This window comes from Actinomadura meridiana (assembly GCF_039537545.1).
GTDB lineage: Bacteria > Actinomycetota > Actinomycetes > Streptosporangiales > Streptosporangiaceae > Spirillospora > Spirillospora meridiana.
Genome location: NZ_BAABAS010000021.1, coordinates 24,585 through 51,093, shown reverse-complemented (window position 1 = coordinate 51,093; position 26,509 = coordinate 24,585). Strand labels below are relative to the sequence as shown.

23 protein-coding genes and 1 riboswitch are annotated in these 26,509 nt (G+C 69.2%); of the genes, 12 read left to right on the top strand and 11 right to left on the bottom strand.

The window, feature by feature from the left end:
* Positions 1 to 123 precede the first annotated feature (123 nt).
* From ABD808_RS30010 to ABD808_RS29985, 6 genes are all read right to left on the bottom strand, one after another.
* Positions 124 to 2,427, bottom strand: a complete 2,304-nt coding sequence (locus tag ABD808_RS30010) for an HAD-IB family hydrolase (protein WP_344903712.1) — start codon at positions 2,425 to 2,427, stop codon at positions 124 to 126.
* Between the two features lie 10 nt (positions 2,428 to 2,437).
* Positions 2,438 to 4,333, bottom strand: coding sequence for a histidine kinase (locus tag ABD808_RS30005; RefSeq protein ID WP_344903709.1), 1,896 nt, complete (start codon positions 4,331 to 4,333; stop codon positions 2,438 to 2,440).
* Between the two features lie 209 nt (positions 4,334 to 4,542).
* Positions 4,543 to 7,152, bottom strand: a complete 2,610-nt coding sequence (locus ABD808_RS30000; protein WP_344903706.1) for an AAA family ATPase — start codon at positions 7,150 to 7,152, stop codon at positions 4,543 to 4,545.
* 119 nt (positions 7,153 to 7,271) lie between these two features.
* Positions 7,272 to 7,901, bottom strand: a complete 630-nt coding sequence (locus ABD808_RS29995) for a response regulator transcription factor (protein ID WP_344904564.1) — start codon at positions 7,899 to 7,901, stop codon at positions 7,272 to 7,274.
* Between the two features lie 58 nt (positions 7,902 to 7,959).
* Entirely contained in the window at positions 7,960 to 8,652 is a 693-nt protein-coding gene (locus ABD808_RS29990; protein WP_344903703.1) for a TetR/AcrR family transcriptional regulator, read from the bottom strand.
* A gap of 113 nt (positions 8,653 to 8,765) precedes the next feature.
* Complete coding sequence (locus ABD808_RS29985) at positions 8,766 to 9,749, bottom strand: ABC transporter permease (protein ID WP_344903700.1); 984 nt, start codon at positions 9,747 to 9,749, stop codon at positions 8,766 to 8,768.
* Between the two features lie 169 nt (positions 9,750 to 9,918).
* Between ABD808_RS29985 and ABD808_RS29980 the strand changes: the two genes are divergently transcribed.
* Positions 9,919 to 10,587, top strand: coding sequence for a lysophospholipid acyltransferase family protein (locus tag ABD808_RS29980; protein WP_344903697.1), 669 nt, complete (start codon positions 9,919 to 9,921; stop codon positions 10,585 to 10,587).
* A gap of 9 nt (positions 10,588 to 10,596) precedes the next feature.
* On the opposite strand, the gene ABD808_RS29975 is transcribed toward ABD808_RS29980, so the two are convergent.
* A complete protein-coding gene (locus ABD808_RS29975; protein WP_344903694.1) occupies positions 10,597 to 11,346 on the bottom strand; it encodes a PaaX family transcriptional regulator C-terminal domain-containing protein in 750 nt (249 codons plus the stop codon).
* 87 nt (positions 11,347 to 11,433) lie between these two features.
* On the opposite strand from ABD808_RS29975, the gene ABD808_RS29970 reads away from it, so the two are divergent.
* The gene (locus ABD808_RS29970) at positions 11,434 to 13,218 is read left to right on the top strand and encodes an acyl-CoA dehydrogenase family protein (protein ID WP_344903691.1); all 1,785 of its coding nucleotides are present in this window, start codon (positions 11,434 to 11,436) and stop codon (positions 13,216 to 13,218) included.
* Positions 13,219 to 13,235: 17 nt separating this feature from the next.
* Positions 13,236 to 14,483, top strand: a complete 1,248-nt coding sequence (locus tag ABD808_RS29965) for a cytochrome P450 (protein WP_344903688.1) — start codon at positions 13,236 to 13,238, stop codon at positions 14,481 to 14,483.
* Here the strand turns inward: ABD808_RS29965 and ABD808_RS29960 are convergent.
* Positions 14,480 to 15,475 (bottom strand): 2-hydroxyacid dehydrogenase, encoded by a 996-nt coding sequence (locus ABD808_RS29960; RefSeq protein WP_344903685.1) that lies wholly within the window; start codon positions 15,473 to 15,475, stop codon positions 14,480 to 14,482. The genes ABD808_RS29965 and ABD808_RS29960 overlap by 4 nt on opposite strands.
* Positions 15,476 to 15,599: 124 nt before the next feature.
* On the opposite strand from ABD808_RS29960, the gene ABD808_RS29955 reads away from it, so the two are divergent.
* Positions 15,600 to 16,091, top strand: a complete 492-nt coding sequence (locus ABD808_RS29955; RefSeq protein WP_344903682.1) for a hypothetical protein — start codon at positions 15,600 to 15,602, stop codon at positions 16,089 to 16,091.
* A gap of 120 nt (positions 16,092 to 16,211) precedes the next feature.
* Here the strand turns inward: ABD808_RS29955 and ABD808_RS29950 are convergent, their stop codons facing one another.
* Positions 16,212 to 17,207: a ribonucleotide-diphosphate reductase subunit beta gene (locus ABD808_RS29950; protein WP_344903679.1), complete on the bottom strand. Its 996-nt coding sequence runs from the start codon at positions 17,205 to 17,207 to the stop codon at positions 16,212 to 16,214.
* Complete coding sequence (locus ABD808_RS29945; protein ID WP_344903676.1) at positions 17,207 to 19,486, bottom strand: ribonucleoside-diphosphate reductase subunit alpha; 2,280 nt, start codon at positions 19,484 to 19,486, stop codon at positions 17,207 to 17,209. The genes ABD808_RS29950 and ABD808_RS29945 overlap by 1 nt, the downstream gene beginning before the upstream one ends.
* Positions 19,487 to 19,598: 112 nt before the next feature.
* Positions 19,599 to 19,832, bottom strand: a riboswitch (cobalamin riboswitch).
* A gap of 105 nt (positions 19,833 to 19,937) precedes the next feature.
* On the opposite strand from ABD808_RS29945, the gene ABD808_RS29940 reads away from it, so the two are divergent.
* The 8 genes from ABD808_RS29940 (at position 19,938) to ABD808_RS29905 (ending at position 25,547) form a co-directional block, all read left to right on the top strand.
* Positions 19,938 to 20,576 (top strand): hypothetical protein, encoded by a 639-nt coding sequence (locus ABD808_RS29940; RefSeq protein ID WP_344903673.1) that lies wholly within the window; start codon positions 19,938 to 19,940, stop codon positions 20,574 to 20,576.
* 76 nt (positions 20,577 to 20,652) lie between these two features.
* Complete coding sequence (locus ABD808_RS29935) at positions 20,653 to 21,366, top strand: YcnI family copper-binding membrane protein (protein WP_344903670.1); 714 nt, start codon at positions 20,653 to 20,655, stop codon at positions 21,364 to 21,366.
* The gene (locus ABD808_RS29930) at positions 21,363 to 21,905 is read left to right on the top strand and encodes a copper resistance CopC family protein (protein ID WP_344903667.1); all 543 of its coding nucleotides are present in this window, start codon (positions 21,363 to 21,365) and stop codon (positions 21,903 to 21,905) included. Before ABD808_RS29935 ends, ABD808_RS29930 begins: the two co-directional genes overlap by 4 nt.
* Before the next feature lie 73 nt (positions 21,906 to 21,978).
* Positions 21,979 to 22,749 (top strand): group II truncated hemoglobin, encoded by a 771-nt coding sequence (locus tag ABD808_RS29925; protein WP_344903664.1) that lies wholly within the window; start codon positions 21,979 to 21,981, stop codon positions 22,747 to 22,749.
* Positions 22,750 to 22,889: 140 nt separating this feature from the next.
* The gene (locus tag ABD808_RS29920) at positions 22,890 to 23,378 is read left to right on the top strand and encodes a GNAT family N-acetyltransferase (RefSeq protein ID WP_344903661.1); all 489 of its coding nucleotides are present in this window, start codon (positions 22,890 to 22,892) and stop codon (positions 23,376 to 23,378) included.
* 76 nt (positions 23,379 to 23,454) lie between these two features.
* Positions 23,455 to 24,249, top strand: a complete 795-nt coding sequence (locus ABD808_RS29915) for a hypothetical protein (protein ID WP_344903657.1) — start codon at positions 23,455 to 23,457, stop codon at positions 24,247 to 24,249.
* The gene (locus tag ABD808_RS29910) at positions 24,249 to 24,683 is read left to right on the top strand and encodes a hypothetical protein (RefSeq protein ID WP_344903654.1); all 435 of its coding nucleotides are present in this window, start codon (positions 24,249 to 24,251) and stop codon (positions 24,681 to 24,683) included. The genes ABD808_RS29915 and ABD808_RS29910 overlap by 1 nt, the downstream gene beginning before the upstream one ends.
* A gap of 75 nt (positions 24,684 to 24,758) precedes the next feature.
* The gene (locus ABD808_RS29905) at positions 24,759 to 25,547 is read left to right on the top strand and encodes a hypothetical protein (protein WP_344903651.1); all 789 of its coding nucleotides are present in this window, start codon (positions 24,759 to 24,761) and stop codon (positions 25,545 to 25,547) included.
* 760 nt (positions 25,548 to 26,307) lie between these two features.
* On the opposite strand, the gene ABD808_RS29900 is transcribed toward ABD808_RS29905, so the two are convergent.
* The gene (locus ABD808_RS29900; protein WP_344903648.1) at positions 26,308 to 26,487 is read right to left on the bottom strand and encodes a DUF397 domain-containing protein; all 180 of its coding nucleotides are present in this window, start codon (positions 26,485 to 26,487) and stop codon (positions 26,308 to 26,310) included.
* Positions 26,488 to 26,509 lie beyond the last annotated feature (22 nt).

Here is a 26,509-nt window from a genome sequence, read left to right as displayed (position 1 = left end):
GCGGCGAGATACCGCGCAGGCGACCGGTGATACTCCAGCGCCAATATCATCGGACCCTGCCTTTCTGGGGGACGACCCCCAGGCCCCCGGACAGGACGCCCGAAGATCCTCGCTCCGCTGCGGTCATCGGGCGTCCTCCAAGGCTGCGTCCAGGAGTGTTGTTACGGCGCCGTGGTCGCCGTGCCAGTCGGTGATGGTCCAGCGTTGGCGTTTGGCGTGGCGGTAGAGGCGGGCGTCGGGGTTGACGGCGACCGGGTGGCCGACCTGTTCCAGTACCGGACGGTCAGAGTAGTGGTCGCCGTAGGCCCAGCTTCCGGCGAGGTCGATGCCCTCGTCGTGGGCCCAGGCGCGCAGCCAGGCGGCGCGGGCCTCGCCGATCAGTGGTGGCTGGTCGAAGTGGCCGGTGCAGCGGCCGTCGACGACGCGGAGGCGGGCGGCGAGGATGTCGTCGAACAGGGTGCGGAGCGGCTCGACGAACACGTCCATGGTGCCGGTGAGCAGGATGGTGCGGTGCCCCGCCTCGCGGTGTCGCCGGATCCGGCGGATGGCCTGGGGCCAGGCGCGGCGCAGCAGGACGTGCGACAGCCGGTCGCGGGCGAGGGCGCGCAACTGTTCCTCGTCGGCGCCCTCGTAGCGGCGGACGAACTCGCGCAGGAACTCGCCGCGGTCGCGGTGCTCGGTGCGCAGGTAGTGGGGGACCTTGCGCAGTACGGGCATCAGCGTCCCGGGCCAGGACTTCATGGGGGCGTCCAGGAGGCGGGCCCACAGGTGCGCCTCGACGACGTCGGACGCGACGATCGTGCCGTCGAAGTCGAACACGGCCACGACGTCCGAGCGCTCCTCGAAGACGACCGGTGGGCGTGGGGGTGGGCCCGCGGTGAGGGCGGGCCGTGGTTCCCTGATGGGTTGTGGCACCGCGTGGAACGCGGCGGTCACGGCCGGGCAGTGCACGTCGCGTAGGTAGTACGCCCAGTCGATGACGGCGGAATCGCAGCCCGCGTCGTCCGGTAGGGAGCTGTCCAGGGCGAGGGTCGCGGAGTCGGCGTAGACGACCTCCGCCGCGCCGTACGCGCCGTACAGGTCGCGGTAGCGGCGCAGCAGCCGCACCTCGCGGCCCTGCTTGTACAGGTTGCGCTGCCAGTTTCGGGTGCGGTCGCCGCTCGGCAGCATCAGCAACGCGCGTTCGGCGATGTCCATGGCTCGTTCGGCGGTGCCGAGCATCTTCTCGGCGCGGCCCTCGCTGAGCAGCGTCAGCTCGCGGGGGCGGACGGCGCCGCGCCCGTCCATCCCGGGCAGCGGGTGCTCGGTGAAGTACTCCTGGACGAGCTCCACGAGGTTTTGCAGCGTCAGCGGGTTACGGGCGCCGGAGCCGACGTGGTAGTAGGCGGGGCTGCCGGGTTCGGGCGGGGTGGCTGCGGCGGCGAGCAGGGCGCTCACCACCAGGTCGACCGGGATGATGTCGACGACGCCGTCCGCGATCCCGGCGAGGGCCCGCAGCAGGCCCTGCCCGTAGGCGAGGATCAGCGGGTCGGCCATCTTGAACCCGTCGATCCAGCCCGGGTACGGGTGCCGGAGGCTGCTCTCCACGATCGCCGGACGGACGATCGACAGCGGCACGTCGTGGGCGGTCTGCTCGGCGGCGCGCTCACCGAGGGCCTTGGTGAGGGTGTAGACGTCGGGCCAGCCGAGGCTGCGGGCGCGTTCGCGGCCGTAGGCGACGAGGCGTTCGTCGACCTGCTCGCGGCGGCGGCGCTCGGTGTCGGCGGCCACGGCGGTCGGGCCCGCCTTGCTCTGTTCGCGGAGGGCGGCGGCGCGCAGCCGTCCGAGCACCTCGGGACGCCGCGACCCGCGCTCCACGGTCTGGCGGGCGTCGGCCGCGCATTCCAGCTCGGTCTTCCAGTCGATGGTGTGGTCGAGGGTCGTCTCCGGGACGATGCCCTTGCGGGAGCCCGCGACGTACGCGGTCGAGACGTGCACGATGTGCGGTTTCCTGCCGCCGCGTTGACCGGCGCGGCGGACCGCCTCGTACAGGTTGATGGTGCCGACGACGTTCGTCTGGAACGCCTCGTCGATCGGCGGGTCGAACGACACGATGGACGCGCCGTGGATGACGGCGTCGATGTCGTCGGGCAGTTCGGGCACGGACTCGGTGACGTCGGCCGACACGACCCGCACCCGCTCCCGCACGATGGCGCGGGCCGCCTCCTCGCCGACCCGTTCACGCCACGGCCCGAAGACGGGCTTGGCGATGAGGTCGTCCAGCCGCTGCTCGGCGGTGACGCCGGGCTTCTCGCGCAGCAGCGTGACGACACGGGTCTCGGGATACTGCGACAGCAGGCGCTCCAGAAGCGCCTGCCCGATGAAGCCGGTGCCCCCTGTGATCAGGACCGTCTGTCCGGCGAGGCCTTCGTCGAAGTCGTGCGTCATGCCCGGAACGCTAAGCACCGAAGGGGAGCGGCGAATCCGTCATCTGACGGGCCACTTCCCGCATGCCCGCACCCGCCGCGAGCGGCACCTCCGCGACGAGTGTGAAACCGCCTTTCGCGTCGGTCCCGGCGGAGAGGGAGCCGCCGAGCACGCCCGTCCTCGCCGTGAGGTTCGAGAGCCCTTTCCCCGATCCGGGGTCGGAGCCCGTGAACGACGGGTGGATGACCCCGTCGTTGCGCACCGTGAGCCGGACCACGCCGTCGTCGACGGTGACGGTCACTGCGCAGTGCTCCGGGTGGGCGTGCCGCAGCACGTTGGTCACCGACTCGCGCAGTACCGCCGCCAGCACTCCGTCCACCGGGCAGAACGGCGGGAGGTCGGCCTCGGCGGGCAGGTCCACGTGGACGTCGGCGCCCGCCGCCTCCAGCGCGGCCCGCGCCGAGACGGCCTCGTCCCGTAGCGAGAGGGCCGGGTCGTCGTCCTCGGCTACCGCGCGTGCCTCTGCGCGTGACCGTTCCGCTAGGTCGGCCAGTTCGCCAAGTTCGATGGCGGCGCGCGCGGGGTCGGTGGTGACGAGGCGTCCTGCCAGTTCCGCTTTCACGGTGATGGTCGAGAGCCCGAGGCCTAGTAGGTCGTGGACGTCGCGGGAGATGCGGAGCCGTTCGTGCAGCGCAGCCATCCGCGCCAGCCGTTCCCGGGCGACGTCGACCTCGCGCGCGAGCATCGGCAACCGGTACAGCGCGTACACGACGACGCCGATCTGCACCGAGATCGCGCACGTGTAGAGGTAGAACAGCGCGCCGTACGACGCCCACAGCGACGGGACGCACCACGCCACGATGGTCAACGCGAACAGAACCCAGGCGCGGCGTCCGCGCGCGACCAGCAGAACCGAGCCGGTCGCCAGGCACGCCATCGTCGCCCACTCCTGGCCGAACATCGCGTACGGGACGAACACGAGCAGGATCTGCGCGCTGAGCGTCCACGCGCCACCGCGCGGGAGCCGTCTGCGGAGCACCGTCGACGCGTGCCTGAGCGTGAGCACCGAGATCGCCGCCGCGACCGCCACGGCCGCCAGCGTCGCCCGCCAGGAGCCGTCGGTGCCCGCGTACACGTCGACGACCTGCTGCAACGCGAGGTCCACGGTCAGGATGAGGATGATCGTCCAGGCGAGGCGGGACTGGGTCACGCGGCCCGGCCGTTCGCGGCGGCGGGACGGCCCTCGCAACGCGCCGACGATCAATCGGACGTCGGTCGCCGCCTGCCGGGACGTCCGCGCGACGTCGTCAAGGTCGCGGCGCGCGGCCGGTGCGTCGACCGGCAGCAGGTCGCGGGCGCGGCGGCTCAACTCCTCGACGCGGGTGAGCGCGGCGCCGAGGACCGCGCGCAGGCTGCCCACGGCCTCCAGCCGTTCCCGTGCCGCCGCGGCCGCCGCGAACTGCGCCCGGGTGGCGTGCAGTTCGCGGACGAACCCGGACAGCCGCGTGATGGCGTACATCGAGACGCCGACGTTCACCGTCGCCATCACGCAGAAGGAGACGTCGACCGCCGACCAGCCCTGCGAGTACCGCAGGAGGCCCTCACCGCCCGCGACCAAGGCCACCATGAACCACGACACCGGGGGACGAAGCAGAAGCAGCATCGACCCGGCGAGGAATCCACCCGCGACGGGATACCAGTCGTTGCCGAACGCAAGCGGCGGCAGTAGCGCCAACACCGTCTGCACCGTCAGATGCGTCACGATGACCCATCGGCGTGGATGCTGCGACCGTGGCCCGTACAGAACGAGGATCCACTGCACGGCGAAGATGCCGGTGATGACGATGGTGGCGGACAGCAGCATGTGGGACGGCCCGGTCTCCGCCTGCTTGACCAGCCGCGTCTGCAACATCAGGACGAGATACATGCCGGTGACCGTGCGCGCGAAAAGGGGCGTACGGCCAGGAAGGCCACCAGGCCCTCCCAGCGCCGCCGCCTCAGCCTGCCGCGCCCTGGTCACGCTTCGATCACCGGCCCCCCAACGCCATCCCATCGGATGATGAAACGCCGGGGCCGCCGGATCAAGGGAACTAAGCGCGTGAATATTTTCACGGCGTTAATTTTGTGGCGCCTGGGTCAGGCGGGAACGTGGCGGTGCAGCTCGGCCCGCGAGGCGACGCCGAGCTTCGGAAACGCCTTGTAGAGGTGGTATGCGACGGTCCGGTGGCTCAGTCGCAGTTGGGCTGCTATTTGTCTGTTCGTTGCCCCCGTCATCGCGAGCCGGACGACCTGTAGCTCCTGAGCGGTCAGTCGGCCTGGTATGTCGTCGCCCGAGGCGCCCGAGGTACCCACGGCCTGCCCGGCGGCCCGCAGCTCGCCGCGCGCCCGCTCCGCCCACGGGACGGCGCCGAGGCGTTCGAAGACGTCCAGCGCGGCACGGAGCCTCGCCCTGGCCTGCGCGCGTCGCCTCGACCTGCGCAACCACTCCCCGTACAGCAGTTCCGTACGCGCCCGCTCGAACGGCCGCCCGCCCTCGCGGTGGGACGCGAGCGCGGCCGTGAAGTGCCGTTCCGCCTCGTCGGGCGCGGCGGCGAGCAGCGCCCGGCACCGGGACGCGACGCCGTCCGCCCACGGCTGCCCGGCGCCTTGGGCGAACGTCTCCAGCCGCGCCATCGGCTCGGCGCCGCCGTCGGGACGGCCCGCCGCGACCAGCGCCTCCACGGTGTCGGCGAGCGCGAGGACGACCGGCGCGGTGCACGGCGCCGGTGCCTGCCGGGCGTCGTCCCGGAGGTGTTCGGTCGCGTCCTCGTGGCGGCCGAGACCGAGGGCGAGCAGGCCGAGCGCGGCGCCGACCCGGCCGTCACCGGACAGCGCGCGACAGCGGACCTCGTCGCCCTCAACGGCCGCCTGCCGCGCCTGGATCGACCGCAGCGCGGCGGTCTGCCCGCGCTGGCCCGTCTCCTCGGCGATCTCCAGCGCGTCCCGCGTCAGGGCACGCGCCTCGTCGTGCTCGCCACGAAACAACCGCGACCATGCCTGGACGGCCAGCGCGCGCGGCACGAGGGTGAGCAGCCCCCGGCGCCGGGACCGCGCCACCAACTGCGCTGACATCTCGGCGGCGGCCGCGTCGTCACCGGCCAGCAGCGCGACCTCTGCGGCGAGGAGGCGAAGCCGGTCGTCCTGCCCGTCCGTGTCCGCGAGGATGCTGCGGGCGGACGTGACGTCGTCATCGAGCAACGCCGAGAGTGCCCGAACCATGCGGCTGGGGTTGTCGGTGAGCCCGTCCCTTGCCTGGACGCCGGTGGCCCGGTCGCCGCATGACCACGCGTGGAACACGGCCTCTTCGAGCACCCGCGCCCTGGTCTCTGGGTCGCCGTAGCTCCGGGCCCGATCCAGCAGCAGCCGGGCGGCGGCCTCCGGGACGCCGTGCTCCAGCTCGATGCCCGCCCGGACGATGTCGACCCGCGCCCTGGTGCCTTCGGCGTCGCCCGCGCGGGCGGCCTCGTCGGCGAGCGTCCTGGCCTGGACGAATCGTCCGGCGGCCAGCTCCGCCTCGGCCGCGGCGGCGAGGCGCCGGGCGCGGACCTCCGGGTCGCCGGTGAGCCGGGCGGCGCGCTCGTAGGCGTAGGCGGCGACGGACGGGCCCGATCTGTCACCGATGTCGCGTGCGGCCGACTCCAGTTCTTCGGCGACGGACTCGTCCGTGCCGAGGGCGGCGGCCGCCAGGTGTCGGACGCGCAGGTCGGCATCACCCGCCCGCGCGTGCGCCTCTGCGAGCGCGCGGTGGACGGCGATCCGCCGGGTGACCGGTACGCCCTGGTACGCGGCGGCGCGGCCCAGCGGATGCCGGAAGCCGATCGCGGTGCGGGTCACGGCGAGCAGGCCCGTCTCCTCCGCCGCCTCCAACGCGTCGAACGGAACCCCGAGGTCGCGTGCGGCCTGGACGACCACGCCCGGTTCGGCGGTGTCGTCGTCAGCGGCAGCGACGGCGAGCAGCAGGCGCGCCGATTCCGGCAGCCATCGGACCGCGCGCGCGAACTCCTCCGGGACGCGGGCGAGCCGTCCCGACCCGGCGGCGGCGAACTCGATGAGCGCGAGCGGGTTGCCGCACGCCTGCTCGACCAGCCGGTCACGGCGCTCGGCGGTCGTGTCGGGCGCGCGTTCGTCCAGGATTTGGCGCGCGTCGTCGGCGCTGAGGCCGTCCAGGTGGAGTTCGGGCAGGCCGGTGCGCGTCCACCCGTCTCTGACCGCGATGAGGAAGACGATGCCGCGTGAGGCGACCCGGCGGGCGGCGAACAGCAGCGCGTCCGCCGACTCGCGGTCTAGCCGGTGGGCGTCGTCGATGAGGCACAGCAGCGGCTTGTCGGCGCTCGCCCTGTCGAGAAGGGTCAGCAGCGCCAGGCCGGTGTGCAGCTTGTCACCGGCTTCCAGTGGGACGAGGCCGAACGCGGCGCGCAGCGCGTCTGCCTGTGGGGCGGGCAGGCTTTCAATCGCGTCCGCACGGTCGCCTAGCAGTAGGTGCAGGGCCGCGAAGGGGACGTCGGCCTCTGCCTCGATTCCGCTCCCTCGCAGGACGTCCAAGCCGTCCGCCCGCGACTCGGCGAGGTCGAGCAGCGCGGACTTGCCGATGCCGGTGTCACCTCGCAAAAGCAGCGCGCCGCCGCCCGCGCCAGAGCGGACGCGGTCGAGCAGCCGGTCGATCTCGGCGGTCTCGGCCGCGCGCCCGTACAGAGGTTCCCCCACCATGCTCCGGAGGGTGCCAGCAGCCGGTCGGCCCGACCAGTGCGGTGCGCACCGATCCGCATGTGAATCGCCCCGGGGTCGGACCATGCGTTTCTCATACCGGCCTCAAACCAGGAGTTCGCTCACACCCACCCGAACTCGTCGGCGATGCGCACCGCGTCGATGCGGTTGCGGGCGTTGAGCTTGCTGATGCAGCTCGCCAGGTAGTTGCGGACCGTCCCGACCGTCAGGTTGAGGGCGAGCGCGATGTCGTCCACATCGGCGCCCTCCGCCGCGAACCCCAGGACCTGCGCCTCGCGCGGTGTGAGCGGGTTCTCCGGCTGGCGCAGCGCGACCAGCGCGAGTTGCGGATCGACCACCTGCTCCCCCGCCGCGACCCGTCGGATCGCTGCGGCCAGTTCGGAGGGCGGCACGTCCTTCAGGACGAACCCGTGCGCGTGGGCGTCCAACGCGCGCCGCAGGACCCCCGGACGCCCGAGACCGGTCAGGATCAGCACGCGGCACTCCGGCAGCCGTTCGTGCAGTTCGGCGGCGGCGGTGACGCCGTCCGTGCCGGGGAGGTCGACGTCCAGCACCGCGACGTCGGGCCGGTGCCGCAACGCCGTCTGGACGATCGCGTCGCCGCTGCCGACCTCCGCCACGACCTCCAGGTCGGGTTCCATGTCGAGCAGGCCGGTCAGGGCACCGCGCAGTAGCGCGACGTCCTCGGCGAGCATGATTCGAATGGTTCCCGGCACCGTGTCCGCTTGCATGTCCGCCTGCGTGTCCGACTGAGCGTCCACCCGCGTGTCGACCCGCGCGCGTGCGGGCTCACCGTCCAGGCCCGTCATCGCTGACCACATCCTCCCGCCGCTCGCGGAAGACCGCCTTGATGAACACTTCGGTGTGTCGCAGCGCCCTGTCCCGCGCCTGCCGCCGTTCCTCGGGCGCGGCGTCGGCGTGCAACCACAGTAGCCGGGCTTGGCCGATGGGCCCGAACAGAGCCCAGGCCAGGTCGATCGGACGGCCGAGATCGGCCGGAACGCGCCCCGTGTCGATCCACTTCTGGAACAGCCCGCCGGTCTCGTCCATCGACCGCGTGATCATGGAGCCCATGGCCGTGCTGTGCACGAGGCCGTCCCGGGCCATGAGGCTGATGAACAGGCGTCCGCCCGGCGAGTCCCAGGCGTCCAGAACGTGTCCCACCAGCGCGCGGACGTACTCGGCCGGGTCGCGGTCGGCCAGCTCGGGGTGGAGGGTCTCCAACTCATAGGTCAGGCCCTGCGGCCCGAGCTTGGCGACGGCCGCGTCGAAGATGTCCTGCTTGCTCGCGAAGTGGGCGTACAGGACGCTCTCGCTCAGCCCGACCTCGCGGGCGATCGCGCGGATCGACGTCCCCGTGTACCCCTTCTGCGCGAACAGCCGCAGCGCCGCCTCGACGAGTTCGGCCTTGGTGTCCCCGGCCTCCGTCTTGGGCGGACGTCCCGGACGTCGCCGCGTCGGCCCGCCAGACTTCAACGACACCTCTCGCCACCTCCTCGGTCCCTAAGAGAAGAGTGCCGCACGGGCCCACCGGACACGCCGGTGGACCCCGCGCACTACCTGCCGACGCACGACCTGCTGGCGCACTGCCTGCCTCACGCGCTGGGCGCCGGTTCCATGGCGGCCGCCTTCTGCGTCCGTGCCATCTTCTTCGGCGCGAGAACCAGCGCGAGCCCGACCACACCCCACAGCGCCAGGACGAGGAGCGGACCACCGACCGCGTTGCCATCGAAGTAGACGGTGTTACGCACGGCGTCGATGGCGGCGCCAACCGGAAGCCACTCCCCGACCGCCGCGTACCACTCGGGAATGAACCGCGGACCGATCGGACCACCGCTCGCAGGGACACCGATCGGGATGAACAGCACTCCGGCCATTGCGACGGCAGGGGGACCAGCCATGTGCCACGCGCCCGCCACGAACGAACCGACCGCGAAGACGAGCAGCGCGCCGAGCCCCCACAGTCGCAGCGGAGAACCGGTGAGCGCGCCGGTCAGCCCGGCGGCGACCCAGGCGTTGACGCCGCCGACCGCGACGGACCCGACCGCCAGCAGCCCGATGCGCCGCGCGGCACCGGCCGCCGGGACGGCGACCGCCAGCAGAACCGCGAGGATCACCGCCGGGAAGACCGTCGTGATCACGAAGAAGATCGAGGACACGCCGTTGTTGTCGCCCTCGGGCAGCGGCGCGGCGTCCTTGACCGTGACCGGCCGCCCGGTCGCCTGGCCGGCGCCCTGGAACGCCGCCGTCAGCGCGGCCTCCTCGATCTTGCCGTTCGCGCCCGCGATGGTCAGCGTCGCGCCGCCCGTCCCGGGGACGAACACCGCGTCGACGTCGCGTTCCAGCAGCGCCTCGTTCGCCTCACGCTCGTTCCCGTACGCCGTGAGTTCGAAGGCGCCGTCGGCCTTCTCGTCCATCATCGCGTCCAGTTGGTGGACGGCGTCGTCCGGCGCGACGACCGCGACGGGCACGGCGTGCGGCTCCAGATGGTGCAGGGCGCCGAGGAACGACCCCGCGAAGATCATCCCGATCAGGGACGCCACGACCAGTACGGCGATGGGTTTGCGACCCTCATGCATCACTGCCTCCTTGCTCGATGTCTGCCCATAAAATAATCACTCGTTCGATTATTTTCCAGAGGGGTGCGTGCATGAGGCTGGTCACATGGCGGATGCGAACCCGCCCGAGGCTTCCTAGATTCGGGCTCGCGCACCTTCTCCTCGGGTGCGCCGAGTCACGGGAGGCTGCGTGTTCTACGGTGTCTTGTCGCACACGGTCGGGCCCCTGCTCCGCCTGGCGTTGCGTCCGAGGGTCGAGGGCAGGGAGAACATTCCGGCCGACGGGCCGTTCATCCTCGCGAGCAACCACCTGTCGATGATCGACAGCTTCGTGCTGTCGCCCGTCATCCCCCGCCGGTTGTGGTGGCTGGCGCGATCGGAGTACTTCGAGCTTCCCGGCGTGGGCGGGAAGCTGGTGCGGTGGGGCATGCTCGCGCTGGGGAACGTCCCGATCAGGCGCGGCCCGACGCGCGCCGCGATCCGCGCCCTCGAACGCATGGTCGCCGTCCTCGACGCGGGCGGGGGCGTCGCGATCTACCCGGAGGGGAGCCGTTCCCCGGACGGACGCCTCTACATCGGCCGCCGGGGCGTCGCCTGGCTGGCCCTCAACTCCGGCGCGAAGGTCGTCCCCGTCGCGCTCGGCGGAAGCGACCAGATCATCCCGCTCGGCTCCTGGCGGCCCCGGCTGAGCGTGCGTCCCATCGTCCGTTTCGGCGAGCCGATGGACTTCTCCCGCTACCGCGACCTGCCGCCCGGACGTGCCCGCCGCGTCATCACCGACGAGGTCATGGACGCCATCCGCAAACTGTCCGACCAGGAGTGGGCGGGGACGCTGAACCCCCGCGCCGACGACGAATGACCGTCCGGTTCAGCTGAGGACCTGATCGGCGAGGAGCCGCTCGAACTCATTCTCGAAATGCCCGTACTCGTCGCGCAACTCCTGCCCCAGCCAGCCGGACGGCAGGAGGTCCGGGGGCAGCAGCGGGTCGTTGACGAGGTGGCGCAGCACGGCGGCGGCGAGCGCGAACCGCTCGGCCACCCCGGTGGCGGCCGCCATCGCCGCTCTGAGCGCGTGCGCCCTGGCCATCCAGCCGCCCAGGTCCCAGAGGTCTGCGGCCAGCGCGGCGGGCGCGCCCTCGGGATACCCGCGCAGGAACGTGCACTGCCGTTCGACGATCTCCGGCCGCTCGCCCGCGCCACGGTGCCGGGTCAGGTTGGCCGGACGCAGCCAGGTGCCCTCGCGAAGTTCGGCGAGCCGGAGCGCGGACATCGCCTGCCGGAGCGCTGCCCGGTCGGCGGCGGGACGGCGCTCGGCGGTGATGACGGCGATCTCCCAGGTGCCGTCCCAGGGGATGGTCGGGGGCAGGCGGCCCTCGTCCTGGCGGGCCTGGCGGCGCAGCAGATGCTCGGTCAGCGCGTACGCGCCGCCCGCCTGCACCACGTCACCGGCGTTCACCATCCGGGAGAGGGCGACACGGACCGTCCCCTCGGCGATGCCGAACAGCTCGCCGACACGGACCAGATACCGGGCCGGCAACCTGGGCGGATGGACGCCGAGCAGCGTGCTCAGGACGACCGAACGCGCGGTGAGCGGGCGGATCTCCAGGCTGCTGTCCATGTCTGGTCAGACCTTATCCGGGTGGGCGGAGACGCTCTCCAGATTACATCCTTCCGTCATGCGATGAGGGAGCGTAATGTCCAGAGCATGGCGTCGAAGCGATCCGACCACCTGATCGAGCCGTTCGACCGGCTCCCGTTCGGCGACCCGGCCAAGGCCCGCCGGTACGAGACGGAGCGTTACCGGGGCGCCGTGGGCCTCAACTGGTACGACTGCGATCCCACGCTGCGATTCCTGATGCGCAGACATCTCGGGGACGGGTTCGCATGGGCCGAGCCGAGGCTGCGCGAGATGGGCGCGCTGATGGGCGGCCCGATCGCCGAACGCGCCGAGGAGACCGACCGGAACCCGCCGCGCCTGGAGAAGTACGACCGGTGGGGACGCGACATCAGCCGCGTCGTCATGCCGCCGTCGTTCGAGGCCGCCCGCGCCGACCTGGTCGCCACGTCGTTCGCCGGGCCCGCATTCGCCGCGGAGGCGACCGCGAACGGCGTCGACCCGGCGCCGCTGCGCGCCGCCTGGGGCTACCTTCTGGACCAGGCCGACATCGGCATGACCTGCGCGCTCGGCACCGGCGGCGACATGGTCATGGCGCTCGCGGAACAGTTCGCCCCCGAAGACGTCAGGGCGCGGGTACGGGAGCTGTTCGCGGAGGGCGCGATGTCCGGCGTCGCCGCGCAGATGCTCACCGAACGCTCCGGCGGCTCCGATCTCGGGGCGCTGGAGTCGACCGCGTCCCGCGACGGCGACGCCTGGCGGCTCAACGGTTTCAAATGGTTCGCGTCCAACGCGGGCGGCTCGGCGTTCGTCGTCCTCGCCAAGCCGGAGGGGGCCGTCGACGGGGTGCGGGGCATCTCGCCGTTCCTCGTCCTGACGGAACGGCGCGACGGTACGCGCAACGGTTTCCGCATCCGGCGGTTGAAGGACAAGCTCGGCACCCGTTCGGTGGCGTCCGGGGAGATCGAGTTCACCGACGCGGAGGCGTTCCTCCTCGCGCCGTCCGAGAGCGACGGCCTCTCCCGGATGATGGAACTGACGAACAGCGCGCGGCTCGGCATCGCGATGATGGGGCTCGGCTGCGCGCGGCGGGCCCTGGTCGAAGCCCTCTGCTACGCGCGGGCGCGGGAGGCGTTCGGCGCGCCGCTCGTCGAACAGCCGTTGATGCGGCGCAAGCTGGCCGAACTGATCGTCGAGACCGAGGCCGTCCAGGCGCTCGTGTTCGAGGGCCACCTGCGTCGCGGGCTGCGCCTGGCCCCCTCACTGATCAAGCTGCGGGCCGCGCGGCTCGGCGTCACCGCGGCGAGCGACGCCATCGAGATCCACGGCGGAAACGGCTACATCGAGCAGTGGCCCGTCGCGCGGATCCTGCGGGACGCGCAGGTCAACCCCATCTGGGAGGGCGGCGACAACATCCTGTGCCTGGACGTCCGCCGCGCCGTCGAACGCCACGACGCGCACGAACCGTTCCTCGACCGGCTCGCCGAAGCCGTCCGGCAGGCCCCCGCCGGGGACGACGGCACGGCCGACCTGGTCACCGAACGCATCGGTCATCTCCGGGAGGCCATAGAAAAGTGGCGGGGTCTCGACAGGACCGTCGCTGATGCCCGGCTCTATCCGCTGGCACAGTACATGGCGGACGTCTACGCCGCCGCACTGCTCCTTGAGCAGGCAGGATGGGAACGCGCCGACTCCTGCGAGGACCGCAAGGCCCTCGTCGCGCGCCTCTACGCTCGTACCCATCTCGCCGACTCCGGCCCGCTCCGCGCGATCGACGCACCGGCGGAGGAGCTCGACCGTTTCGCGGACCTGGCCGACGGCGCCCTGCTCGACGACCGACTGCTCGACGACCGTCTGTACGACGACCGCGAATGACCATCGGGAGCCAACGGATGACGCTGACCGTGGACGAGGCCGGGCTGGCCCTCGCCGACCCGAAGACCTACGCCGACGATCGTCTCCTGCACGAGTCACTCGCATTACTGCGCCGCGAGGCGCCGATCCACCGCGTGGACGCGCCCGAATACACGCCATTCTGGGCCGTCACCAAGCACGAGGACATCCTGGAGGTCGAACGCGAGCACCAGGTGTTCCTGAACGCGCCACGTCCGCTGCTCGCGACCACCGAACTCGACGTGATGAACCAGCAGCGCGCCGAGGCGGGCATCGCGTTGCGCACCCTCGTCCACATGGACGACCCCGACCACCGCGTCTTCCGCGCGATCGGCGCCGACTGGTTCCGCCCGCGAGCGATGCGGGCACTGGAACCCCGCGTCAAGGAACTGGCCAAGCGATACGTCGACCGGATGGTCGAGCTCGGCGGCGAGTGCGACTTCGCCCGGGAGATCGCCGTCCATTTCCCGCTCTATGTGATCCTGTCGCTGCTCGGGCTACCCGAAAGCGACTTCGACCGGATGCTGCGGCTCACCCAGGAACTGTTCGGCGGTGATGACGACGAGTTCCAGCGTGGCGCGTCCAACGAGGAGAAACTGCAAGTTCTGCTCGACTTCTTCGCCTACTTCCAGGGCCTGACAGACGCCCGCCGTCAGAACCCGACAGACGACCTCGCGTCCGCCATCGCGAACGCGAGCATCGACGGCGAACGGCTGAACGACTTCGACACCGCCTCCTACTACGTCATAGTGGCGACGGCCGGGCACGACACCACCAGCGCCACGATCGCCGGGGGCCTGCACGCGCTGATCGAACACCCCGCGCAACTGGCCCAACTCCGCGACGCACCGGGCCTGATGCCGCTCGCCGTGGACGAGATGATCCGCTGGGTCACGCCCGTCAAGGAGTTCATGCGCACCGCGACCCGCGACTACGACCTCCGCGATGTCACGATCCGCAAGGGCGAAGCCGCCATGCTCTCGTACCCGTCCGCCAACCGTGACGAGGACGTCTTCAATGACCCGTTCCGCTTCGACGTCGCCCGCGACCCGAACAAACACCTGGCATTCGGCTTCGGCGTCCACTACTGCCTAGGAGCAGCACTGGCCCGCATCGAGGTCCGGGCGTTCTTCGAGGAACTGATCCCACGCCTACGCTCCATAGAACTGGCAGGCGAACCAGAAAGCATCGCGACCACCTTCGTAGGCGGCCTCAAGAGCCTTCCGATCCGCTACTCAGTCGACTAACGCACGCGGTAGAGAAGTTCCTCGCCGCGTCCAAGGCGACGGCAGTTCTCCTCGGCCACCGCGAAATACCGATCCCAGGTCTCCCGAGTCAGCCACGCCACATGCGGCATGACAACGACGTTGTCGAGCCCCAGCAAGGGATTACCAGCGTCCACCGGCTCCCGCTCGAAAACGTCCAACCCGGCCCCGCCCAACCTTCCCGAGACCAACTCCGCCACCAACGCCGCCTCGTCGATCACCGCACCTCGCGCGGTGTTCACCACGACCGCACCGACCGGCAACAGCGCGAGCCGCTCGGCATCCAACAAATGGTGAGTCTCGTCCGTCAGCGGCACATGCACCGACACAACATCACTCGACCGCAACAACTCGTCCAACTCCCGCCAGGCCGGATCACCGGGCCGAGGCCGCCGCGACGTGTACAGAACCCGCGCGCCAACCGCCTCCAACATCGGCCGCAGCAGCCCCGCGATCTCACCCCCGCCGAGCAGCCCAACCGTCCGCCCACCAAGTTCCCCGCCGACAAGCTCCCGATCAGCGGGCCACCCGGCCCCACGCCGCGTCCGCGCATCAAACGGAACAACGCGACGAAGCACCGCCAGCATCAACAGCAGACTCGTCTCCGCGACGGCCTGCGCGTTGCGCCCCGGCATGTTCGCCACAGCGATCCCCCGCTCAGCGGCAGCCTCCAGGTCAATGGTGTTCACGCCGGTCCCGAGCTTCTGGATCAACCGCAGCTTCGGCGCCCGATCCATGTCCGCCGCCGTCAGAGGCCGAAGCACATGCCAGATCACCTCGGCCCCCGCCAGCAACTCCGCGAACCGCTCGTCGTCCTGCTCCGAACAGCTCACGACATCCAGCCCAGCCGCCAAATGCTCCATGTCGTAGTGCAACAAGACCCGCATCCCGCCCCCTTCACCAAAACACCACAACACGAACCGCCCAGCAACAGCAACCTCAGAACACCCATCGCCACCCATCGCCCCGGCCACACCATCCCAGACCGGCGCTCACTCCACCGGCACCGATAGCGCCGTCATCGCGGTTGACTCCGTATCCGGGAGAGCCGCTTGGCATCATGACACTCTGGCACCGGACGACTCTCCGCTTTCATCCATGAGCGACAGGTTCGTCGGCATCAATGACGACGGTTACGGAGTGTTCGAGCAAGGGGTCGAAGAGAACACGCATAAGCTGATCATCCAAGATCCGTCAGGCCGAGTCAGGACCGCACTGAACAAGGCCCAATCCTATGATATTTGGGGTCCTCTTTCGCCGTTGACGACGGCGGGCGACAGCATGGTTATTCCGTTCCTGCGGAGCGGAAAGCACTTCTTCGCCGTCATGACCGTCGCTGGAGAAGGCGCATCGACCATCAGACTTCCGGATGACGTGCGGGCGGCGACGTTCGACGGAACCACGGCATTTGTGATTCAGAAGAACGGATCTGTTGGCGTCGCGACCGGAGGAGCGGCATCGACCGAGACGCTACCACACCTGAAGGGCAATGTCTTCTGGACCGCCGCTGGAAACAATTCTTTGCTCGTCGCCACCTCGGTGGACACAGCAGAGAAAAGTCAGGTCTCGATAACGTCAATCGGAAACTAGGAACTACTCGTGAGCGAGTTCTATGTCTTCCACAATTCACTCGTGACGACCGCGCGCTCATTCGCGCAGGCGGCCAGCTCCTACGAGTCGACCATGCCGGACGATGGGCTTCCCGTGCGGTCAGAAGGGGTCGTTTAGGGTTACGGCGCCTTCTACGCCTATTTGGTAGGCCGAGACTCGGCGTTCGAAGAAGTTCGAGAGTTCTTGGACGTCCTGGAGGTCCATGAAGGCGAACGGGTTCTGGGTGCCGTAGCGGGGTGGGAGGCCGAGGCGGGTGAGGCGTTGGTCGGCGACGTATTCCAGGTAGGCGCGCATGTCGTCGGCGCTCATGCCGGGGAGGCCGTCGCCGCACAGGTCGCGGGCGAAGTCCAGTTCTGTTTGGACGGCCTCTTCCAACATGCGGGTGACCTGGTCCGTCAGCTCGGAGTCGAACAGGTCGGGTTCTTCGGCGCGGACGGTGTCGACCACGGAGAACGCGAATTCCATGTGCATCGACTCGTCGCGGAAGACCCAGTTGGTTCCGGAGGCCAGGCCGTTCAGGAGGCCGCGTGCGCGGAGCCAGTAGACGTAGGCGAAGGCGCCGTAGAAGAAGAGGCCCTCGATGCAGGCGGCGAAACAGATCAGGTTGAGTAGGAACGTGCGGCGGTCGTCTCTGGTTTTGAGTTCGTTGAGGGAGCCAAGTGAGTCGATCCAGCGGAAGCAGAATTCCGCCTTGGAGCGGATGGACGGGATGTGCTCGATCGCCGCGAACGCCTTGACGCGCTCTTCCTGGTCGGGGAGGTAGGTGTCCAGGAGGGTTAGGTAGAACTGGACGTGCACTGCCTCTTCGTACAGCTGGCGTGACAGGTAGAGGCGGGCCTCGGGCGCGTTGACGTGTTTGTAGAGGTTGAGGACGAGGTTGTTCGCCACAATGGAGTCGCCGGTGGCGAAGAACGCGACCAGGCGGTTGACCAGGTGTAGTTCGGCGGGCGTCAGGCGTGCCAGGTCGGCCATGTCGGACGCGAGGTCCACCTCTTCCACCGTCCAGGTGTTGCGGATGGCGGCGCGGTAGCGCTCGTAGAAGTCGGGGTAGCGCATCGGACGCAGGGTCAGGTCCATGCCGGGGTCTAGCAACATTACTGGCACGCCTCGCAGGTCTCGGGGTTTTCCAGGGAGCAGAGGTTTGATTGCGCGACGGTCGTTTGCGCGATGCGGGTGGCCGGGCGCGACCGTAGGTAGTAGGTAGTTTTGAGGCCGCTGCGCCAGGCGTAGGCGTACATCGAGGACACTTTCCCGATCGTCGGGGTCTCCATGAACAGGTTCAGGGAATGGGACTGGTCGATATACGGGGTGCGTGCGGCGGCAAGGTCGATCAATGCTTTTTGTGGGAGTTCCCATGCCGTTCGGTAGAGGGCGATCATCTCGTCCGGCAGACCGACGAGGCCCTGGACGGAGCCGTTCGCCTTCTTGATCGCCTCCCGGACGGCCGGGGTCCACAGCCCGAGCGATTTCAGGTCGTTCACCAGGTAGCCGTTGATCTGGAGGAACTCGCCGGACATCGTCTCCCGCTTGAACAGGTTGGACACCTGCGGCTCGATGCACTCGTAGCAGCCCGCGATGGACGCGATCGTGGCGGTCGGCGCGATCGCGATGAGGAGCGAGTTGCGGAGCCCTACGTCGGCGATCCGTTTCCGGAGTTTCTCCCATTCGGCGGGACGGGACGGAGTCGCGTCCGGGAAATGGTCGAGATGGAGTTGGCCGCGTGCGGTGCGGGTCTGGGCGTAGGCGGGTAGGGGGCCGTGGGCGGCGGCCAGGTCGGCCGACGCGTTGTAGGCGGCCAGGGCGATTTCCTCGGAGATGCGAGTTGACAGCGAGCGGGCCTCGGCCGAGTCGAACGGGAGGCTGAGCGTGAAGAAGACGTCCGCGAGGCCCATTACGCCGAGGCCGACCGGGCGCCATTTGTTGTTCGCCGTCTCCGCCTCGGGCGTCGGGTAGAAGCCACGGTCGATGGTGCGGTCGAGGAATCGGACGGCGGTGCGCACGGTGCTCCGAAGCCGTTCCCAGTCCATGCCGGACGGACCGACATGCGCCGCGAGGTTCACCGATCCGAGGTTGCACACGGCCGCCTCGTTGTCGCTGGTCACCTCAAGGATCTCGGTGCACAGGTTCGACAGGTGGACGGCCTGTCCCGGTTCGGCGGTCTGGTTGCAGGCGCGGTTGGCGGCGTCCTTGAACGTCATCCAGCCGTTGCCCGTCTGGGCGAGCGTCCGCATCATCTGCCCGTACAGCTTGCGGGCCGGGAGCTGCCGGACGAAACGGCCGTCCTTCTCGGCGGCCCGGTAGGCCGTGTCGAACTCGTCACCCCACAGGTCGGCCAGCTCCGGGACCTCCTTCGGGTCGAACAGCGACCATGTTTCGTCCTGTTCGACGCGGCGCATGAACTCGTCCGGAACCCAGTTGGCGAGGTTCAGGTTGTGGGTGCGGCGGGCGTCCTCGCCGGTGTTGTCACGCAGTTCCAGGAACTCCTCGACGTCGGCGTGCCACGGCTCCAGGTACACGCAGGCAGCGCCCTTGCGGCGTCCGCCCTGGTTGACGGCCGCGACGGACGAGTCGAGCGTCCGCAGCCAAGGCACGATCCCGTTGGAATGCCCGTTGGTGCCGCGAATCAGCGAGCCTCGTGAGCGCACCTTCGTCCAGGAGATCCCGATGCCGCCCGCGTACTTGCTGAGCCGCGCCACCTGCGCGTACCGCTCGTAGATCGACTCCAGTTCGTCGCGCGGCGAGTCGAGCAGGAAGCACGACGACAGCTGCGGCCGCCGGGCCGCGGAGTTGAACAACGTCGGTGAGCTGGGCAGATACGACAGCGTGCTGAGCAGCCCGTACAGCTCGGCGGCCTCGTCGACCGTGTCGGCCAGACCGCACGCGACCCGCAGGAGGAAGTGTTGCGGACGTTCCAGGACGAGCCGCGAACGCGGATGTTTCAGCAGGTAGCGGTCATAGAGCGTGCGGAGGCCGAAGTACTCGAAGCGGTCGTCGGCCGATTCGTCGATCAGGGCGTCGAGCGCGGGCGCGTTGGCGGCGACGAACGCGGCCGGGCCGTCCGCGAGCAGGCCCTCCCGGAGCCCGGCGGCGACCGAGTCGGCGAAGGTCAGCACCCCGGCGGCGGCCGTCTCGTCCCGGATCCGGAGCCCGAGCAGCCGGGCCGCGACCTTGGAGTATCCGGGTTCGGCGGGCACCAGCGTGCTCGCCTCGCCGATCGCCAGGTCGCGTAGCTCGGCGGCGTCCAGTCCATCACCGGCTCGGACGGCGGCCAGCACCCGGCCCGGGCCGGTGTCCGGTATCCCCTCGCAGGCCGCCTCGATCTCGGCGGCGATCTCCGCGACCGCCGTCGGCGGCGCGACCAGGTCCTGTGTCACGTGCTCTCCCCTCGCAGCCGCCTCGCGGAGGCATGCGAACGGGACACGACGGCACGTCGCGCTCCGCCCCCGACCCACCCGCGAGGCCTGGACATATCGGTCTGGGGGGCGACCCCCTGACCTCGTGCGGGCAGGTCTTCGGACTCGCGGGCGTCGCCTCGTTGTCAGTGAAGACAGGGCCGAGGCGTCCTACTGGCCGTCGCTTCCCAGGCCGGATGGCCCAGTGCCTATGACGGCGGTCGTTCCCGCTCACCGCTGCGGGGCAGTCCCGGAATCACACCGGGTTCCCTCTTACGACGCCCCCGCCGACGGGCGGCGGGGGCGAACCAGCACGGGATTGAACCCTACATGTAGTCGCCGATCTTTGCACAACCCCTAGATGTTGGGCATGCCAAGGAGTTCACGGGGTCGGCTATCCGGATCGCGGGAGTGGTGGGACGATGGGTGCGCCATGTCCCCGCGTCCCCCGCAGCCGGGCTTCCGAACCGCACGCGCGGTGGTTTTCGCCACCGTGTGCGTCACGCTGGCGACCTCCGGGCACGTCCTCGCATCGGGGACGACGATTCCGGTGTGGGCGGTGCTGACGGGTTTCGGCGCGGTGCTCGGTGTGACGCTCGTCCTGGCGGGTCACGAACGTTCGCTGGCGACGATCCTGGGCGGCCTCCTCGGCGGACAGTTCGCGCTGCACACGCTCTTCACGGCCGCGACCGCCCCGAGCCAGCCGATGCCGACGCACCACCAAACGGGCATACCGGACGCGGCGACGGCGTGCTCGAACCTCCTGATGCCGGTGGCGCACGCCTCGGACGCGCCGACGATGACGCTCGCGCACACCGTCGCCGCGATCATCGCGGCCTGGTGGTTGCGGCGCGGTGAACGGGCCGCCTGGTCGCTGGCCCGGCGGATCGCCCTGGCCGCCGCCGACCGTCCGGTCCGGCTGCTGCTCGTCGTCGACGTCGAGCCCGCCGAGGCCCGGCCGCGTGTTCCGGCTGTTTCGAAGGTCGTCACGGCCATCGGCCGCACCCTGCGACATCAGGTCGTCCGGCGGGGTCCCCCGCCGGGTTCGAGGGCGCTCCTCGCCTCCCGCTGAGCGAGCGCCGCACGTCACCGGACGCCGACTCGACGGCGCTTCCGGCTTCACTCGTGACCTCGAACGGAGTTCCGTCATGCCTTCCCTTTCTCACGCCGCCCGCAGGCTCGGCGCCGTCACCGCGCTGTCCGTCATGTCGGTGATCGGGCTCGCCACCGCCGCTTCCGCGCACGTCACCGTCAACCCGAAGACCGCCGAGCAGGGGTCGTACACCAAGGCGACGTTCCGCGTGCCGAACGAGCGCGACAACGCGTCCACGACCAAGCTGGTGGTGAACCTTCCGGCGGAGCATCCGCTGCCGTCGGTGTCGGTCCGTCCCGTCCCCGGTTGGACGGTGAAGGTCGACAAGTCCAAGCTCGCGACCCCGATGAAGATCGAGGGCGGCGAACTGACCGAGGCCGTCACCAAGATCACCTGGTCGGGCGGCAAGATCGACCCTGGTAACTTCCAGGAGTTCGACGTGTCGATGGGCCCGCTGCCGACCAACACCGACCAGCTGATGTTCAAGGCCGACCAGACATACTCGAACGGTGAGGTCGTCAAGTGGGACGCACCGACCACCGAGGGCGCCGCCGAACCCGAGCACCCGGCGCCAGTGCTCAAGCTCGTCCCGAAGGGCTCCACCAGCGTGAACACGACCAGCGGTCTTGTCTCCAAGACCACGCCCAAGGCGTCCGAGTCCGCCGATGACGGGACGGCCCGGCTGCTCGGCGGCATCGGCATCGGCGTCGGGGTCCTCAGCATCGCGGTCGGCGGCTACGGCCTGACCCGAGCCCGGAGCCGGTCATGATCCGCGTGGCGCGGCGCGTCGCCGCGGGCGCCCTGGCGGTCGGGACGGTCCTGGCGATCTTCGCGCCCCCGGCCTCCGCGCACGCCGCCCTCACCGACGCGAACCCGAAGAAGGACTCGTCGATCGCGTCACCGTCGCAGGTCGTCCTGACCTACTCGGACCCGATCCGGCTGCCCCGCGTGATCCTGACGGACGCCTCCGGCAAGGAACGCCAGGTCGGGGCGCCCCAGGCCGTCGACAACAAGGTCACCCAGCAGGTCGGCGGGACGTTGCCGAACGGTAAGTACACGGTGGGCTGGCGCGTCGTGTCGGCGGACGGCCATCCGGTGTCGGGCACCTACACGTTCACGGTGACGGGTTCGTCCGACGCCGCGGCGCAGCCCGCCGCCCCGGCGCCGACCCAGACCGGCACCGCGTCCACCGAGGACTCGGACGACGGCTCGTCGGGCTGGCTCTGGATCGGCCTGATCACACTCGTCGTGGTCGTGGCGGGGGGTGCGGTCGCCCTGATGCGGCGTTCGACCTCGTCAAAGAACTGATCAGCACGCTTCCGGTCGGGTGATTACAGCATTACAGTGATTACCCGACCGGTTTCGTGTCTCTGGGGGCCAGATGATCGTCGAGTACATCCGCTACAGCGTCGACCCGGCGGAGGCGGAGGAGTTCGAGGCCGCCTACGCGCGGGCGTCCGCCTCCCTGGCCGCCGCACCGCAATGCGTGGATTACGAGCTTTCGCGGTGCGTCGAGGAGCCCACGTCCTACATCCTGCGCATCGGGTGGACGTCGGCCGACGACCATCTGCAAGGCTTCCGGGGCGGCGAGCACTTCCCGGCCTTCTTCGCCGAGATCAAGCCGTACGTGCGACGCATCGAGGAAATGCGGCACTACGAGCAGACGGCGGTGCGCGGCGCGGGCTCGTCCGTCCCGACGATGTACGAGTGGGCGGGCGGCGGCGAAGCGCTCGAACGTCTTACCGAGGTCTTCTACACGAACGTGCTGAAGGACGACCTTCTGCGCCCGCTGTTCGAACACATGGCCCCCGACCACCCGAAATGGGTCGCGATCTGGCTGGGCGAGGTGTTCCGCGGGCCGGAACGCTACAGCGGGGAACGCGGCGGCTACCACCACATGGTCCGCCAGCATCTCGGCAAGGCCATCGCCGAACCCCAACGCCGTCGCTGGGTCGCCCTTCTCATGGACGCCGCCGACGAGGTGGGCCTCCCGGACGACCCGGAGTTCCGTGCCGCGTTCACGTCCTACATCGAATGGGGCACCCGGATCGCCCTCGCCAACTCCCAGCCCGACGCCAAGCCACCCCTCGAAGCCCCCATGCCCCACTGGGACTGGGGCGTGGCCCCGCCCTACGTCCCATCGGACTCCTGACTCGCGATAATCTGCGACGACATCCGCGACAAGGGGGTTGATGAATATGGCCTGCGCCGTTCTTCGTCATCAGCATGCCCTTGTCCGGGTCGCGAGAGGCTGAGCGCGGCCCGGTCGTCCAGCACGACCAGGAGCGTTCCATGTCATTCATCTCTTCTTCGTCCGACCTGAGCACCGACCGCCTCGTCCTGCGGCCATGGACCATGGCCGAGGTGGGCGCCGTCCTCGCCGGTGAGCGGCGAGACCATTGGGCGGACGACTTTCCCGCCGAAGGCGACCGCGTCATCGCGGGCTTCATCGCGGAGACCCCGACCGCGCTCGGCGAGTACGGGCAGCGCCAGATCATCGAGTCGGCCAGCGGCCTCGTCGTCGGTGCCATCGGCCTGTTCTGGCCGCCGGTCGACGGGGCCGTCGAGTTCGGTTACGGCGTCGTCGAGTCCCGGCGGGGACGGGGTTACGCCAACGAGGCCGCCCGAGCCCTGGTGGCGTTCGCGCTGGTAGCGCCGGGTGTCGAGGCGGTGACGGCGACGGTGGAGCTTTCGAACCCGGCGTCCGTCCGCGTCCTGGAGAAAGCCGGGCTGCGCCGCCTCCACGGCGACGCGCGCACCGCCACATTCGGCACCGCCTGATCCGGGAGCGCCGCACAGAGAAACGGATCATGCCTCGCTCACACACCCGGGAGAAAGGCTCCAGAAGGTCGCCAGATTGGAGGCGGACGATACCGAATCGCTACGTCCGCTTGCGGCCACCACCTTTCTCCCGGGTTTGTGGGAAACTGACGCTGAGCCTTCAGACTGTGCCCGTAATCTCTCTTTCCAACGCGAGGAGCCCGCATTGCCACTCCCTTTGATCATTGGCGGTGTCGTGCTGGCGAGCGGAGCGATAGGCACGGCCGTCACCGTTCGCCAGCTCAGGCGACCAGCGAAGATCATCCTGCTCGGCGCGAGCAAGAGCGGCAAGACCACACTGCTGAACACCTGGCAGGGGAAATGGGACGAGCCGGTAACCCGAACCCTTCCCGCCGGTGAGTTCATCGGCAAGATCCAGCTGGACACGGGGAAGAAGATCCTCTCGGTCGACAAGCCGATCACGTTCAGGAATGTCAGGGATTTCAGCGGCATGGACGAGATCCTTGAAAATTCCAAGGACGGCGTGAAGGCCGCCTCATACATTCTCTACCTCATCAAGGCGCCGAATCTGGAAGCGGACGAGGATACGCTGAAGGAGTCGGAGTTCTACGAACGACTGATCGCCGATGCCTCCCGCATCAAGCGATACGGCGCCAAGGTCAAGCGGGTGATCTTTGTCGTCACCTTCACAGACCAGGACTCCCGGTACGACCCGCAGGATCCGGCCGACTTCCTGAGCACGGTACAGAAACAACTCAGTGAGCCGATCAACATACTGGAAATGGAGACGACCAAGGTCGTCGCCGGAAGCATGCTCACCTTGGAGTCCGCCGAGCTCCTGGCGGCCGACGTCATTCAGGCGATGCTGTGATGGCCGCTCTCGAGCTGGTCTACGCCGAGTACGAGAGCGGCGAGCCGCCCTTCGTCTGGTTCGACGAGGAACGTCGGCCCGCCGAGCCGAAACGGCAGGCGATCCACATGATCGGCCTGCTGCGCAGGAAGGGCAAACACCGCCGGGGCAGGCAGGGCCTGTCGATCCGGCACAACAACGATCTTCTGATCCAGACGACGGTCGGGCTCAGCCACGACGACGGCGGGCCGCAGGGCGTCGTAGTGATCATCAGGAGGGTCGGCGGCGGCGCGGGGTGGACCGCCGCCATGACCGAGCGGATCGCGAAACTGCTGCGGGACGGTCAGATCACCGTGCACCACGACGAGTTCCGCTCTGTCCTGGAGTGGGGTGCGCGCTCGCGGAGCGAGAGAATCCTCAGCAAGCTGTGGGCGTGGGCCCGCGCGGCCAACTAGACGAGACGCTCACGAACCTGAGACAGAGCGGCGAGGGAAAAGATGTACGTTCCAGAGAAGTTGGCCGATCGACTGTTGACCGTCTCTCGCGAGGACTTCGTCCGCATCTCGGACGACGCCCCGGAGAGTGTTCGCGACCACCGCATCACGATCGTCCCGGTCCCGTTGTTCGGCCGCTGGAAGCAGTTCCCCGAACTGAAGAACTCGGCGCTGACCCACGATCGGGCCTATGTGCGCGACCCGGTGGTGCCCGAACGCTACATCGACGCGGTCGACGCGATCCAGGGGACCGCGCTGCGGAAATGCCGCCTCGCACTCAAGGTCTGCCGGGAACTCGGCGCCACGTCTTTGCAGGTCATGGAGTCCCGCACCGATTCCAAGAACTTCAACGCCACCAACGAATACTCGTCCCAGATCCAGACCGGAACAGCGGAACCGGCGCGCAAGAAGATGCCGAAGGCGAACCTGGCACTCAATGAGGAAACGTCACTCAATCTTGCCGCCCGGCTTCGCAACGATCTGAAGATGACCGTCGAAGCGGAAGGCAGGTGGCCCGGCCACGCGCCCTCGATCGAGGGAGCCCTGAGCGCCCTGGAGGGCTACGACCCGAGCGACGTCGAAGACCTGCGGATCTTCATCGAACAGCGGGAGGGCTCGCACAACGTGAGCACGAGCCTCTCACTCGTCGTCAACCTCCTGAGCGAGCTGAACCGGGACTTCGACCTGTTCCTCAAGGCCTCCGGCGGCCTTGAGGCCACCCTGGGCCGTCGCCAGGCCAAGGCCGGAACGAGCATGAGCAACGACTTCAGAACGCACTTCGAACGAACGAAAACCGTCTCGTTCTCCTTCAAAGTCACCTTCTGACCCGCACGCCCACAACCTCAGCCCCCAACCGCCCACGCCCGCCGGACCCGCTAAGCCCGACTCTCACCGTCCCGACCGAAAAGATCGGGCCAGGCAGAGTTCAGCGCTTCAACTCCCCCAGCAGTGCGCGGAAGGCGTCCAGGTGGAGTAGACCGACCCGCTACACCGCGATCTAGCTGGACGGCACGTTCCACCGCCCGGAACCAGAGCACTAACCACAAAAGGGATTCACAAGCCAAGCCGTCCCGGCTTCTCTGGATGAAGAGGGCGGGTAGGCATACGGTGGGTACACAAGAGGACTGCCAAACCTGCAACGGCCAGGGCGGGTGGTGGGAGTTCGGCAACGGCCAGCCGAACAAGGCCAAGCCAAAGCAGTGGATCAAGTGCTGGGGCTGCAACGGGAAGGGGAAGAAGTGACCGCCGACCCTTGGGACGGCCCCGCATGTGCGGCATGCAGCGGCAAGGGGGAAATCGTCCTCACCCGAGCAAACCACTGGATCAGTGTCGAATGCGCCGACTGTCATGGCACTGGCCTTGCCGAGGCCCCGCCCCCCGAACCCCGATACCGACCTGACGGATACCGCGTCCCCAAAGACGGCGAGGCCTACGACCCGGACATCCACGGCCCTATCCCGTCCTCCCGGTGGGGGCGAAATCAAGACTGAACCACTACCACCCGAGTGCGAAGCTTGCCTTCTCCCTCCACCCGGACGCCGAGAAGATCAAAGACATCACCCTTCCGCTAGAGGGCAGGTCGGGGTCAGCGCTTCAACTTCGCCAGCAGGGCGCGGAAGGCGTCGGGGGTGATGTGCAACTCCGGCCCGTCCTGATCCTTGGAGTCCCTGACGCCTACGTTTCCGGACAGCCGGGCAAGCTCCACGCAATGCGAACCGTCTCCGCCGGAGTGGGTGGACTTTCGCCACGTAGGCCGAGATGTCATGTTTTCCATCGTTCCTCCACCT

Excerpts from the sequence above, each read along its gene's own strand:
- ABD808_RS30010 (WP_344903712.1), bottom strand. The coding sequence starts at position 2,427 with ATGACGCACGACTTCGACGAAGGCCTCGCCGGACAGACGGTCCTGATC.
- ABD808_RS30005 (WP_344903709.1), bottom strand. The coding sequence starts at position 4,333 with ATGTATCTCGTCCTGATGTTGCAGACGCGGCTGGTCAAGCAGGCGGAG.
- ABD808_RS30000 (WP_344903706.1), bottom strand. The coding sequence starts at position 7,152 with ATGGTGGGGGAACCTCTGTACGGGCGCGCGGCCGAGACCGCCGAGATC.
- ABD808_RS29995 (WP_344904564.1), bottom strand. The coding sequence starts at position 7,901 with ATGCAAGCGGACACGGTGCCGGGAACCATTCGAATCATGCTCGCCGAG.
- ABD808_RS29985 (WP_344903700.1), bottom strand. The coding sequence starts at position 9,749 with ATGCATGAGGGTCGCAAACCCATCGCCGTACTGGTCGTGGCGTCCCTG.
- ABD808_RS29975 (WP_344903694.1), bottom strand. The coding sequence starts at position 11,346 with ATGGACAGCAGCCTGGAGATCCGCCCGCTCACCGCGCGTTCGGTCGTC.
- ABD808_RS29970 (WP_344903691.1), top strand. The coding sequence starts at position 11,434 with ATGGCGTCGAAGCGATCCGACCACCTGATCGAGCCGTTCGACCGGCTC.
- ABD808_RS29965 (WP_344903688.1), top strand. The coding sequence starts at position 13,236 with ATGACGCTGACCGTGGACGAGGCCGGGCTGGCCCTCGCCGACCCGAAG.
- ABD808_RS29955 (WP_344903682.1), top strand. The coding sequence starts at position 15,600 with ATGAGCGACAGGTTCGTCGGCATCAATGACGACGGTTACGGAGTGTTC.
- ABD808_RS29950 (WP_344903679.1), bottom strand. The coding sequence starts at position 17,207 with ATGTTGCTAGACCCCGGCATGGACCTGACCCTGCGTCCGATGCGCTAC.
- ABD808_RS29940 (WP_344903673.1), top strand. The coding sequence starts at position 19,938 with ATGTCCCCGCGTCCCCCGCAGCCGGGCTTCCGAACCGCACGCGCGGTG.
- ABD808_RS29935 (WP_344903670.1), top strand. The coding sequence starts at position 20,653 with ATGCCTTCCCTTTCTCACGCCGCCCGCAGGCTCGGCGCCGTCACCGCG.
- ABD808_RS29930 (WP_344903667.1), top strand. The coding sequence starts at position 21,363 with ATGATCCGCGTGGCGCGGCGCGTCGCCGCGGGCGCCCTGGCGGTCGGG.
- ABD808_RS29925 (WP_344903664.1), top strand. The coding sequence starts at position 21,979 with ATGATCGTCGAGTACATCCGCTACAGCGTCGACCCGGCGGAGGCGGAG.
- ABD808_RS29920 (WP_344903661.1), top strand. The coding sequence starts at position 22,890 with ATGTCATTCATCTCTTCTTCGTCCGACCTGAGCACCGACCGCCTCGTC.
- ABD808_RS29910 (WP_344903654.1), top strand. The coding sequence starts at position 24,249 with ATGGCCGCTCTCGAGCTGGTCTACGCCGAGTACGAGAGCGGCGAGCCG.
- ABD808_RS29900 (WP_344903648.1), bottom strand. The coding sequence starts at position 26,487 with ATGACATCTCGGCCTACGTGGCGAAAGTCCACCCACTCCGGCGGAGAC.